At 62.1% G+C, this 13,564-nt stretch carries 5 protein-coding genes; 3 read left to right on the top strand and 2 right to left on the bottom strand.

Going from position 1 to position 13,564, the window contains the following annotated elements; all coding sequences use genetic code 11:
* Positions 1-532: 532 nt before the first annotated feature.
* On the bottom strand, positions 533-1,279 hold the full coding sequence (locus RT2_RS17630; RefSeq protein WP_139191305.1) for a helix-turn-helix domain-containing protein: 747 nt from the start codon (positions 1,277-1,279) through the stop codon (positions 533-535).
* A gap of 667 nt (positions 1,280-1,946) precedes the next feature.
* Between RT2_RS17630 and RT2_RS17625 the strand changes: the two genes are divergently transcribed.
* Positions 1,947-6,527, top strand: a complete 4,581-nt coding sequence (locus RT2_RS17625) for an NACHT domain-containing protein (protein ID WP_217635629.1) — start codon at positions 1,947-1,949, stop codon at positions 6,525-6,527.
* A gap of 438 nt (positions 6,528-6,965) precedes the next feature.
* Entirely contained in the window at positions 6,966-7,208 is a 243-nt protein-coding gene (locus tag RT2_RS17620) for a hypothetical protein (protein WP_072846097.1), read from the top strand.
* Positions 7,209-7,345: 137 nt separating this feature from the next.
* On the opposite strand, the gene RT2_RS17615 is transcribed toward RT2_RS17620, so the two are convergent.
* Entirely contained in the window at positions 7,346-8,074 is a 729-nt protein-coding gene (locus tag RT2_RS17615; RefSeq protein WP_072846096.1) for a hypothetical protein, read from the bottom strand.
* A gap of 773 nt (positions 8,075-8,847) precedes the next feature.
* Between RT2_RS17615 and RT2_RS17610 the strand changes: the two genes are divergently transcribed.
* Positions 8,848-13,167: an NACHT domain-containing protein gene (locus RT2_RS17610; RefSeq protein WP_139191303.1), complete on the top strand. Its 4,320-nt coding sequence runs from the start codon at positions 8,848-8,850 to the stop codon at positions 13,165-13,167.
* Positions 13,168-13,564: the final 397 nt, after the last annotated feature.

Here is a 13,564-nt window from a genome sequence, read left to right as displayed (position 1 = left end):
ACAGCGGTTGCACCCGCTGAACGAGTTAGAAGCCGGCCCGGCAAGGCCGGCTTTTTACTTGGATCGAGGGCTGGCCGTCGGCGCACCTCCCCCTGCTCTGGCGCACCACGAAGTGGCCTCCGGGGTGAGCATGGCGGTGACATTCAAGTGAGCCACTCCTTCCGCTGACAGGTTGTGTCGGTGGGTGATCCGACTGCAACGAGCAGGAAGGGGCTCTGTGGAAATCGGATCTGCTATGTAATTTTTGTGCCGAGCAGATCCGATTGATGTGAATCTACGTCGTCGGTCGGGTTCCCGCCACAGGTCGACGCAGGGTTTCTGTAGTCCTTTAGACGTCATGTGTTCGGATCGCGCAACCAAGATCAGGTAGATGCGTATGCCCAGCACGCTCGGCAGGTCGAGGTTCGAGCAATCCAGGACGGCCATAACGTGCACTTCTTTGGCCGGCCCGAGGCTGGCTGACCGGATTGGTTCAGTCGGGTTCGAGGGCAGGATGAGCCGAGGTGCGGTCGCGACTGGGCGCCGAGCGACTTCACCGTGCGGAGGCCGTGAGGCGTGCAGCGTGTGCGATGACTCGGTCGGGGCCGTGCGCGAGCACATCCTGCAGCGGGGTGCGCCCGTCGAACTCGACGCTGGGGGCGGCCATCCACGCCGACAGGCTGACCGGGCCGCCGGGGAACACCTTTTGCAGCTCGTCCAGGCCGGGGACGATGCCGGCGGCGTTGTCGGGGACGAACTGCCACGCCGGCAGTCGCCACTCGCGGCCGCGCTTGATTCCGATCAGCTTGCCCTCGTCGATCTTCGCGGTGATCGCCTGTTCCCGAACACCGAGCAGGGCAGCGGCTTGCTTGCAGGTCAGGCCACTGTCTGCGAGGGCCTGGCGGGCACCGTACTGGTCGTGGAGGTCTCCTAGGACGGCCTCGAGAGCCTCTGCCGCGGCGGGATGCGGACCCCACGCAGCGGAGTCGAGGTCGTCGTCGGTGGTCACGGCGGATGCGACCCGCGCAACCTCGTCGGGGTTGGCCTTGGCCAGCAGTTCGATTAACGCCGGCAGCAGTGCGTCGGATCCGTTGTCGGATTTCCGTTCCGGTGCCGGGACGAGGGTGACCTTGTGGTTCGCGATCAGTCGCTGCATCAGGAGGCCGGTCTGTTCGGGCGACAGAGCGGCGGCGGTACGGACGGCAGCGGCGTCGTCCTCGGTGAGGTTGGCGACAAGACGCAGTCGCACTCGGCGGGCGGCCGGGTCATCGTGGCCGGTGCGCCTACTCGTCGCAGCCATCGGATCTCCTCATGCCAAGTTGTGAATCTAACCGTGCAGCAAGTCTATGCAGCGGACATCAGGCATCTAGGTGCAGTCAGCGCAGGTCACAACTGTGGAGATTGCATCCTGGATCGGTTGATGAATGAACCGAACTGGGGCAGTCCCATCATCGATACCGCCCGACCTGGAACTGCGACGGGACGGGACTTGACGGCCTCATGCAGAGGACCGGTGCAACCGGCGCTCGGACTCGAGGACCCAGATGTTGGGCGTGCCTTGTTTGGTTGACGCCGCGGCAGGTGCAACTGGACGGTTCAGCGTGAGATCGACCGCGCACTCGTCCGAAGTTAGTTCTGAATCAGGGTTTCGGCACCCTGTTCTGGAACAAACTTCTGGGACGGTGTGAGCTGGGTGGATCTGCCATGAAGCCCGACTAGCGGGGTTCGTCACAACCAAGGTTTCGGGACACTCGATCCTGTGTCGGGGAAGTACGCCTCTTCGCGCTGACACAGGGTGAGGAGACATATGACACGCCAGACCTGTTCCGGTGACGGATTCGCGCCGTCGATCGGGAGAGTGGCCGCAACCGGACTGCGGGTCCGGGCGGAAGCCCGGTCAACGGTGTGCCGAACACTGGAATTGGGCCGCGGCGGCGAATGTCGCCGGGCGGAACTAGCCTGTTGCTGTGACCGGCACTCCTCGTCCCTATCCATCTGAAGGGGAGATCGAGAAATCCGAACAGTCGAGCAGCGCGGCAACTCCCACGCCACAGCATCCGGCACCGCCCCGAATGGCCGGCGCCAGTGGTGGCGTCGCGGACAAGCTAGGCAATAAATACGAGTTGGCCTGGGCCATCCGTCACGCTCTGCTCTGCATCCAGGACGAGCGCCGCAGTCTCACGCTCGAGGAGATCGACCCTGAACTGGCTGACGGCTCGGAGTTCACCTACGTCAACGAGCACGGCGACATCGCGGTGACCCAGGTGAAGCGCCAGAACAACATCACCGATCACTGGACGATCGCAGCCCTCAGAGGTCGCGGCGTCTTGGCGGCAGCTGCTCGCCACGTTGCCGCTGGACGTGAGTTCCACTTCAGTTCGATGACTCCGAGCGGGGCACTTCGGGTCATGACTGGCCTGTCACGGCAATCGGCGGACGCACAGCTGTTCGTTGCGCATCAGCTCACGCGCGAGTTGAGACCAATCTTCGATGAGCTGACTGCGGCGAATGTCTTCGGAAGCTCTGAGGGGGCCTGGCAGGCCCTGCGCGGTATGTGGATCGAGATCGAGGTCGAAGAGCAGCTAGTCATGACCAACACCATGCTCGCTGATGTGAGCTTGGAGGGCGCCGCGGGCGACCTCATTGCGACAGCGATTGGCGCCGTCCTACTCGATAATCTCCGAAAGCGTCTGACTCGACGCGAGCTGCTCGCCAGTCTCGCCCGCAAGGGCATCACGGCGCGCGACTCGGTGGCACAACGCACCTCCCACGAGCAGGTCGTAGCGACGACCCAGAGTTGGCGAGGCACGATCGAGCGCGAGCTACTCACGCCGCCGATCAATAGGACAGAGGCTGCAGACCTCGTCGAACTGATGGGAATAACCCGTCTCGCACTCGTTGTCGGGGCTGGCGGTGGCGGCAAGAGTTCTGTGCTTTACCAGGCTGCGCGCGAGTTCGAGGCACAGGACGCCGAGGTATTGGCGTTCCGGCTTGACCGCCGTGGCGCCTTCGGTTCGACCGTCGAACTGGGCATTCAGCTGGGCCTCTCGACCTCGCCGGTTGCGGCGCTGCGACAGGCGGCAGACGGCCGCGAGGCCTTCCTGATCATCGACCAACTCGACGCCGTGTCGCTAGCGTCCGGTCGCCTCTCGGAGCGCTACGACGTCATTGCCGATCTCATTCAAGAAGCAACGGCGGTTGACGGGGTGCGCGTCATCTTGGCCTGCCGACTATTCGACGTCGAGAACGACCACCGCATCCGCAAACTCGATACGCGGAACGATGTCGAGCGCCTGACCGTTGAGCCGCTACCAGACGAAGCGGCGGCGGACGCTGTCTCAGCCATGGGTCTCGATCCCGACTTGCTTACTGCTACGCAACGTGCACTCCTCAGGTCACCGCTCAACCTCGTCCTGCTCGAGACGATCGCCGACCAGCCAGGTGCCCTGAACTTCACCTCCCGAGGATCGCTCTTCGAAGCATTCTGGCAGCGCAAAGAACAGACCTCCGAGGAGCGACGGCCCGGAACGTTGTTCAACGACGTGCTGGCCCGGATCGCCAACACCGCGAGCGACAACCAGACGTTGTCCATCCCCGTCGAGATCCTCGGTCCTGGCGACTTCATCAAACACGCGCGGGTTCTCGCCTCCGAACAGGTCATCGCGATCGAAGACGACCGGGTCTCCTTCTTTCACGAGACGTTCTTCGACTTCACATTCGCCCGCCAGTGGCTGTCACGAGAGCAGTCGATAGTCGAATTCCTTTGCGCCCAGGAGCAAGAACTGTTCCGACGCGCGCAGGTGCGGCAGATCCTCGAGCTTCTCCGTGAGCGAGATCCCGATCGGTTCCGGACGGAGGTCGAGGCGGTCCTCAGCAGCGCAGATGTTCGCTTCCACATTAAGGAGACGGTTGTCGCCGTATTCGTGAACGTCAGTGCTCCGACGCTCGAGGATGTCGAACTTGTGCTGCGTCTTGCCGAGAGGGAATCCACGCTCACGAAACGGCTGTTTCTGCAGCTCGCACGCCCTACCTGGTTCGGCCCGTTCTACGCCCAGGGTCACATCGAGAGGTGGCTGGACAGCGACGAAGTCGCACTACGCGATCGGAGCGTTAACTGGATGGGTAACGCCGGCGCCGAGCATTGCGCCGAGGTGGCTGGCCTCCTGATGTCGCGGAACCAGTCACCCGACTACGTGGCTTGGCTCCGTAGGGTGACGCAGCGCGCCGACCTGCACCATCACCGGCAGCTGTTCGAGCTGTTGCTGGACGCAGTCCGCGCCGGCGAGATCAACCCAGCCGATCAGAACTTCTGGCTCTCGGCACACGAGCTTGCGGAACACCAGCCACTCTGGGCAATCGAGATGCTCAAGGCCTGTTTTGTTGAGAGCCCGTCTGCTCTGGTGCTTGGCAGCGACGGCAAGGTGGTCCTCCTTGGCATTCGTGAGTACGGCGCTACTCAGATGATCGAGATAGCGTGCAAAGCAGAGCCGCAAGCGTTCGCCGAGGCGTTCGTGCCGCATCTGCTGGCAGTCATGGAGGCCACACACTACGAGCGCCACGAGCAAGATCTTCTTCGCGACCGGCATTTCAGCCTGAGGCTTCGAACGGAGCCGAGGTACGTCGACGTCGATGACGCGTTGTACGACGGGACGGCGGATGCACTCGGAGAGTGGGCGCAGACGTCGCCGGAAACCATCGAGTCGATGCTGCAGCTCCTGGCCGCTAACGACCACGGCGCGGCGCAGTCGTTGTTGTATCGCGCCCTGATTACTGGGGGCGTGACCTTTGCCCCGTGGGCAGCTGAGCTGATTCTCCAAGGCGGCAACCGCCTGGAAGCGGGCTACCTATCCGATTTGCAATGGCTCTCGCGCGAGGTAGTTGAGGCCATCGCGCCGATTGTCAGCGATGAGGTCCACCTGCAGCTAGAGGAGCAGCTCCGAGACCTTCCCGCGACATACCAATCTTCCGACCTCCATCACAGGCTCCAGTCGTTCGGCTACACCGCCTTCAAATTCCTATCAGCGCTCGACCGCAGGCGGTTATCACCGTTGGGGCTTCGACGGATACAGGAGTACCAGCGCAAGTTCGACCGCGATTTGCCCGAGCCACCGACCGGCGTCACCATCTACGCGGTCGGGTCGCCGATTGATGGCCCAGCCACAGGCAAGATGAGCAACGCGCAGTGGCTGCAGGCCATGGCAAAGCACGACAACGACGACCGTGACTGCGGCAGCGCGGTAGGCGGTGCGCGCGAGTTGGCCCAGCAGCTGAAGGCGCGCACGGCTGAGGACCCTCTTCGATTCGCTGGATTGGCCATGCAATTGACGCCCGAGACCAACGCAGCCTATCCCGCTGCGATCCTGTGGGGCTTCGGAGAAGCATCTTTTCCAGAGGAAGGGCAGCACGCTGTCTTCGACGCGATCCGTCACGTCATGAGCCTCGGCCTCGACGACTGTGACCGCTGGCTTGGCTGGGCGGTCCGTCACCTCTATGACGAGACACCCTTCGACATCGTTGAGATGGTCCTAGACCGGGCGCTGCACGCTCCTGACCCTGTCGACAACTCGCCCGTCTTCGTACGCCGAGACGACCACCAACCCGGACGTGACTTGTTCCAGAACGGATTCAACACCTCACGAGGAACGTTGGCCGAGTCGCTCGGCAACCTCCTGGTCCACGACTCTGATGGCACGCGCACCGAACTCGTAGCCCCGCACCTCGCCGAGCTGGCGAGCGATCCAGTACTGAGTGTCCGCGCTTGTGTCGCCCATACCATCGCGGCCTGCCTACGGCATGCACGGCCAACGGCCTATGCAGCCTTCGAACGTCTTATCGACGCCGACGATCTCCTGCTCGCCTCGGACAAGTTGGACGACCTGATGATCTACATCGGCAACGCCGATCCAGAAGTTATCGATCCGGTTATCGATCGCATGCTCAGCTCAACAGATGTCGAGGTTCGGAGGGCAGGGGGTCGCATGGCGGCATTCGCCGCGCTGCAATGGGGTCGTCCAGCCCTAGTTGAGCGAGCCTTGGTCAGCGATGTGGAAGTTCGAGGCGGGCTGGCTGAGGTCTGCGCCGCAAGGGTTGATCGATCCGCCGATTCAGAACTCGTGCTGTCCACTCTGCGCCGCCTGATGGATGACGATGACGATGAGGTTCGGAAGAAGGTTGGCACCCTGGCTGGCCACCTGCGTGGCGACGACCTGCGTCCTTACGCCGAGTTCCTCGCTGACTTGATCGCGTCACCAAGCTACGTGCACGCGACCCCGCAACTGCTCATCACGCTGCAGGAAGCGCCGGACAAGGTCGACGATCTCGTCGACCTAGCTGCGCACCACTTTCTGAACATCCATGGTGATGATGTGGCCGACATCAGGACTGGTGCTGCCGGGCATGCTCATTACATCTCGGATCTAGTGGTCCGTGGGTTGGCGCAGACTCGCGACCGAGGGCGCGTCACGGCGCTACTCGATATCCTTGATCGCCTGCTCGAACTCGGTGTCTACGGAGTCGATCGAGCAATTGATGGAGCCGTGCGCAACTAGCTGTCGCGGGCATGACCCAAGGCCCGTACCGAGGAGCATGACGTGATCGATGCCGGCTCGCCGGCATGGCGCCCCGTTGATTCCTGACGCGACACTAGTCGGGGTACGGAACCAAAGCCTCCGCACAAGCTCACGCCGATGCCGTCGCCGACCTGAACAGATTCGAGCCGTGGCGGAACAGGCGCTTCGTTGCTCGACCTGCGGTGGGCGATCCTCGGGCTGTTCATCAATTCGTGCGGTGTCGCCCTCGGTTTCTGCGGCGGCTCATTTCTCGGATGCAATATGCAGTGGTTTGGTTGATATAGGAGGGCGTTACCAGCAGTCGGCTCCCAGGTTCCGGGAGGCCATGTATCGACGTGAAGTGACCCGGAGGAGTTTGGGTGAGCGGCTTCGCGCCATAACGCTTCCCCGGATGCTCGCCGAAGTAATGTCTACTCCGTGACGACAGCGACCAGTGAGGAACTCCGTTTCGCGGAACGGACCAACACATCAGTGCTGGTGGGCTTGTTCTGCGCTCTGGTCGGTCTGTCCGTCCCAGCAATCGCCTTCGGGTTGCTCGGCCTGTTCGAAGCAGATCGCCGACCACACGAGACCGGCAGTTGGATCGGTTGGACTGCGGTGATGCTGGGTGTGGTCGAGCTGGCGGCGACCATAGCGATCGCGGTCAGCATGTTGACATAGTTCGCCCGGACCTTGAGCGTCACCGCAGAAGGTTGGCAAGGTGAGTCGGAAATCGGCCCTTGCCTGGATCGTCCGCTCCCTTTAGTTGGCGAAGCGGCCTGGTCCGGTTCAGCAGCAAGGATCCACGAGAACCTGGGCTATTTGTTCAGAGCTGCGACTGTCTCGGTCACCGTCATGGGCGTCACCGTGGGTCCCGACTTGCCGCGGCCGCCCATGCTGACGCGGTAGTAGTCGAGTCTGTCGGTGTCGGGGTCCTCGAATACGAGGTACCAGGAGGAGTTCCCTCCACTGCGCCTCTTCACAGCGCCCTTCAGTGCGCCCACATCCCATCGACCAGTGGTTCCCTGGCTGTTCCAGTGGTCGACGACGGCCGCGAGCATCCACAGGCTCACGTTCTTGGGGTCGTACACGATGCTGTCGTTGCTAGTTCTCAGACCCAGCGACTCCGCGGGCTCTTCGAATCTGGCGTCGGCGGGGCCCTGTGCTTCCTGGTCGCTCGGTTCGGCCTCGTCGAGGCGGGCAGCGGTTTCGCCGACCTCAGTCTTGAAACGTTCGCTGGTTGTCAGCTCTCGAAGAGATGAGTCCGTTCGCTGCATGAACTGGGTGTGGTGGTAGCTCTCGCGTCTTGCTTGTGCCGCCTGACGAGAAAAGATAACCACAGCGCCAGCCACGCCGGCCGCCGACAGCACAATTCCGGCGATCGCCGCAAGGTCGAGGGCGAGAGGCTGCTGCTCGGCGAAGTACAAAGCGATGACGCCGACCATTGCCACTGCAACCACACCCGCGACGAAGCACCAGTGGACCCACCTCATGGCGCTGCACCACGACTGTGTCTCGTCCCGACCGGTGTCCGACGCCTCACTCATGGTCGACGATCTTGCCTCATGAAGCACCAGTGGTGTGTCAAGTGATTGGCCTGCGGCAACCGGGTAGTCGTCCGGGCGGGCCATCGGGGCCTGCTTTGGATCCGGGCGGAGGTTCAGAATCGCTCTCGCTACGCCTCGGAGGATCCGACCGCGACTGCGCAGTCGCGGTCGGGTTTGCGGTCAGTCGTCGGGGATGTAGCCCTAGTGGTGTTGCTGTAGACCTAGCGTCGGCGCTCGTACAGCACAGGGCCGACGGAGTGGTCCGGGACGACTAGTCCGGCGAGGTCGGCAGGGAGCGTGGCCTTGATGCCTTGGCCCGCAGCGGTGCCCGCGAGCCGTCGAGGACATCTTCCGGCTCACGCAGTGATCGTCGGCTGAGCCCGCTTCCTCCAGCTCCGCTCCGGTTCCGGGCGACCTGCGACGTCAGCTGAGACGAACTCCTCGAACCCGGGCTCGAACCCGACCGGAATGCTCATCCGCATCGGTGGATCCGCATATGGAGTTCAAGGGACTTCGCCGCTCGCCCCCGGCGCCCCGCCGAGGGATGCTCAATGAGGCACTGGGCAGACACGTCGAGACGCACGGCCGCGCTGGCGTGCATGCCTACACGCTCCCAGCGATCTAGGAATCACCAGCGTCGTGAAACTACCGATCGCCAACGCGTCTCGAGCGGCATGCCGCGCAGGACTAGCTCGCTACAGTCCACACATGGGTTTCAACGTCGTTCGGATCGGTCGTCTCAGCTACGTCGGCGGTGATCGAGAGTGCTGAGTATGGGGAGTTTTCGCACTATCCGCCCTTGGAATGGCTCGCAGCCCGATGCGTTCGAGGAGTTGTGCTACCAGCTGCGCGACCCAACACCTGACGGCGCCATCCTGTGGAAGGTCGGCAACCCGGACCGGGGGTACGAGTGGTTCATTCGACACGAAGATGACTCTGAGTGGGGATGGCAGGTCAAATACACCTTCGGGATCGACGATTTTCTAAAGCTCGCGACAGACACACTGATGACGGTCACCGCCGAACGCCCGAACTGTGTGCGGTTGACGTTCTGTATCCCGTTCGACCTGCCCGACGTCGCCCCCAAAAAGGGCGGTGCCCGTGTCGGGTACTCAGCGGTGGAGAAATTCGAGCGGTGGCGCGACGACCGCGGGACAAAAGTGCCCGGATCCGAGCGCATCGAGATTCTGCTGTGGTCCGGTGGTGAGCTGCTGAGCCGGTTGAACAACCCGAGCAATCGTGGGCGTGCATGGTTCTTCTGGGATCAAGATGTGCTTTCACTGTCGTGGTGTCGCCAGCGCGTCGACTCCGCGCGAGATGCCGCAGGCCCCCGCTACTCGGGCGAACTGCACATCGAGATGCCGATCTCGGCAGCCTTCGACGGGTTGGCGCGCACCCCGCGATTCCGGCGCGATCGACAATTCTTACAGACCTCGTTCAATGTCGCCGCAAACAAACTGCGGCACGCACTATCGACGACCATCAGCGAGGAGCTGTCGGAAACCACCGCAACGTGTCGTGCGGAGCTTGCGAAATATGCCGACGGTGATGCGATGAAGAGCCCCATCGAACTCTGTGAAGCGCTGCAGCGATGCACAAGTGAGGTGAACCGACTCGACGACAATGCCAATTCATCCGTGCGACTCGCGGCGAACATGTTGCTCGATCGAGTCTTCGAGATCGAGGACCATCTCCGATCAGCGATGGCACGGGCGGCTTATGAAAATGCGCTGATAGTCACCGGAGACGCAGGCCAAGGAAAAACTCATCTATTCGTCGACGCCGCCTATCGATTGCTGGGCGAGGGTCAACCTACGGCTCTGATTATGGGAAAGAGCCTGTCCGGTCGCGAAGTTCTCAGCGAGGTCGCGCGAAGGCTTGGCATGGAGAACCAAGGTTGGATGGCGATGCTGCAAGCCATGGCATCAGCCGCTGAGGCATACGGTCGTCCCTTCGTGCTGTTGATCGACGGAATCAACGAGTCCGACCAGGCTCGCGGCTGGCAGACCGAGCTCACCGCCCTTCTCTCCGAAGCCCGCCACCACGCTCCGTGGATCGTGGTGGCACTGTCTGTTCGCACAACCTATCGAGACATCGTGCTCAGCGCTCAGGCTGCAGACCTGCCAACAATCGAGCATCAAGGTTTCGCTGGTGTCGAGACGCTGGCGGCCGAGACATTCTTTGCCCACTACAAACTGGCGGCACCACAGCTGCCGCTGGTCGGGCAGGACATGTCCAATCCGCTGTTTCTGAAGCTGTACTGCGAGACTGTGAAGCACGGCTGGAACCCGTCGACGATCCAGCCGGAAATCACCGTCAGTGTCTTGTTCGACCGCTACCTGGATATGGTCAACCGGAAGGTTTCCGAAAGCCTCGAATTGGATGAAGCCGATCGCCTGGTTCAGCGATGCATGAGCTTGATGGCGCGGGAGTTCACCGCTGAAGGGCGAGATTGGATTCCACGAATGCAAGTGAAGGAGCGCATCACTGCGCTTGCGCCGCATCTGCAGTCGTGGCCACGGACTCTGTTCGGGGAACTCTTGTCGGAGGGGTTGCTGTCGGTTGATCTCATATACCTAGATGACGGTACCGAGTTCGTCGAGGTCGAAGCCGTTAAGCTCAGCTATCAACGCTTCGCCGACTACATGATCGCCGAAGAGATCCTCTCTGCGGTCACAACTGCCTCGCAGCTGACCGTGGACCCGTGTATGTCCGTTGTCAGTGAATCCTCAGCCGGTGTGATCGAGGCCCTATCGGTACTCGTTCCTGAGCGGTTTGGCATCGAGTTGCTCACTGCCGCGACGTGGAACCTCGATCCCTTCGAACGGCAGCAATGGAACAAGGCGTTTCTACGCAGTCTGCCCGTGCGCCGAAGCGATGCGATTGCCGCTGAGTCGATCGAACTGTTCGAGCAGCTGGAAGGCCTTTCGCCCTCGTTGGGTGAGCTGGCGGCGCAAACGCTGGTCGAATTGTCAGTTCGTCCTGGCCGTCGACTCGGTATCGACTACCTACACCGCCGTCTCGATCAGACAGCGATGCCCAAACGTGACGCCACCTGGGGAATCGCTCTGTACCACAACATGAATACCGGCGCCCTCGGCAGAATTATCCGGTGGGTCACCAAGCGAGACCACGAGAGCCATCCGCACGATGTCGTCGAGAGAGTCGCGATCGTCCTGGTCTGGATGCTTGGGACGCCCCACCGCCCGATGCGGGACCACATCACCAAAGCGCTTTCGCGGCTTCTTTCGCACCGCCTGGGCGTTCTCGAGAACCTGTACGAACGGTTTGCCGCGGTCGACGACCCCTACATTTTCGAACGCCTGAGTGTGATCACCCATGGTGCAATCATCACGGCAGGAACATCGAATCCGGAGGGGGCGGTCAATGTCATACGGCGCATGGCGGCGGCGGTGGCCACGCGCACAGCACCCGACCTGTTGGTTCGAGATGCGCTGAACGGCGCCGTGGAATGGTGTGTACGCACAGCGATTTTCGAACACACCGACGCCCAGCAGCTTCCTCATGCGGTGCGATCCACGCTTGTCTTGGACGCGCCCACCGAGAGCGAGCTGTTCGCCGCGTATCGGCCGCGTGCCAATCCTGCGCCCACACAGCACGACTACTGGAGCATCCTTGGCTCGATCTGCGGGTATGGGGACTTCGGTGTGAAGATCATCGGCCCCGACGTCCGTCACTTCAGTCGATACTCCCTGGACGAGCCCTATCCTTCGCCCCCGCCGGCTGGCGGCGCCAGCGCTCGCGATCATGATGGGGTGCTCGCGGCCATACGACAGAAGTTGGCCCAATATCAGGGCGACGGGAGCGAGGTCGAGCGCGAAGAACACGCTCCACTGTTGGAGATTGCCGCCAGCTCATCGCCTCGCGCAGAGTTTCCGGACGACGCGGCAAAGGAATGGATCTTTCGGCGGGTGCTCGAACTGGGTTGGACCCCACAGTTGTTCGCGGAGTTCGACGCAACCATTTCCTCCCGCGGCCGAGAAGGCCACAAACCAGAGCGGTTCGGTAAGAAGTATCAGTGGATCGCACTGCGCGAACTGCTCGCGCGGATCGCTGACAACTATCATCCTCGCCGCCAACGGGGTGGTAACGATGACGTCTACCGGGGGGCATGGCAGATCCATGCACGTGATATCGACCCAACGCTGCCGCCGGCGCCGCTGCTGTCGAGCACCAACCGGCAGACACGATTCGACGCGACGTTCCCCAGTGATGACACATCCCAGTGGTGGTTCCCGGACGCGCCTCAGTACCGTCGAGCAGACCCGCCCGCGGACTCCAACTGGGCGGCCAGCCCCGATGGCATCGTCGAGATGGAGTCACAACTACGGCGGACCTGTCCAGACGGCGTCGAGTGGGTCGTACTCCACTCGACACACCGATGGGAGGAAGAGGATCCACTCGGCGGTGAGGATCCCGACCGCAGTCGTCGCGAACAGTGGGGCCACATCTACAGCTGGTTGGTCCGGAAATCTAGCACGGCATCGGTGTACAAGTTTTTGTCGGAGAACTCCCTGATGGGCAGGTGGATGCCGGAAGGACTCAGCCCGACCTCCGTGGCATATCTCGGTGAGATGCCCTGGGGCGCGGCGGCGAACGACTATCCACAGCAGTGGGAGGCAGGAGACGGCGGCACGAAGGTTCCTCGCCATGTCTACCCTTCCTGGAACGAATACTGTTGGGAGTCAGTTACTTTCGATTGCTCAATCGATGATGCTGTTCATGCCTGGATGCCATCGCTCGAACTATTCGACACAGGCCAGCTGACCTGGCTGCCCCACACACGGCGCTGGCTTGACGTGGATGGTGGTGTCGCTGCCCAGTACATTGATACCGCCGACGACAACCACGCCGCGCTACTCGTCCGCTATGACTGGCTCGTGGGCGTTCTTGCCGCAGCGAACTGGTCGATCATTTTCGGCCATTTGGGAGAGAAGGAACTCTTCAGTTCCAGTAATTCCCGCCCAAAATTGGCTGGCGACTGGACTGAATTCGACAGTACCGCTGTTCTGTACGGATCCGGAACGTGGAAGGTTGGTGAAACCCGGACCTCACGTCAGCGCCTCGATTAGGAGCCTCCGCTGGCGCGGGGACACGGAGTACCTACCGACGCCCGTGAGATGACGCCACAATTACCATCTTTCGTGGCTGGCTCATGCGGGACGTGGTTAGGCACCGGACTGGTCGTCTGCGACCTCAATGCCGTCGTCAACGAGGCCGCAGGCCGAGCCCATGCGTAGACCGAGCAGGCTCGAAACGTTTCTCGCTCGGAGGCCTCATCTCGTGGCAGCGCACGGCCTTCGGTATCCGAGGTCGTGACACGCTCTTGGTCTTCGACTTGGCGTCAACGCCACATCAGGAAAGTGAGGTAAGCCTTGCCTAGTCGTGTTCGTCTCATTGATCTGGGTTGAATCCGTCTCAACCAATGCATTTGCACAGGTGAGAATCTCAAGATCTGACGACGGCGGC

Origin of the sequence: Rhodococcus tukisamuensis NBRC 100609 (assembly GCF_001894985.1) — a bacterium.
GTDB classification, from domain to species: Bacteria; Actinomycetota; Actinomycetes; order Mycobacteriales; family Mycobacteriaceae; genus Rhodococcus_G; species Rhodococcus_G tukisamuensis.
Note: the sequence above shows the minus strand (reverse complement) of the source record. Positions and strands in the feature narration are given on the sequence as shown.

What these genes read in the sequence shown, in the direction of transcription:
- RT2_RS17615 (WP_072846096.1), bottom strand. Translation starts at nt 8,074, where the DNA reads ATGAGTGAGGCGTCGGACACCGGTCGGGACGAGACACAGTCGTGGTGC.
- RT2_RS17630 (WP_139191305.1), bottom strand. Translation starts at nt 1,279, where the DNA reads ATGGCTGCGACGAGTAGGCGCACCGGCCACGATGACCCGGCCGCCCGC.
- RT2_RS17610 (WP_139191303.1), top strand. Translation starts at nt 8,848, where the DNA reads ATGGGGAGTTTTCGCACTATCCGCCCTTGGAATGGCTCGCAGCCCGAT.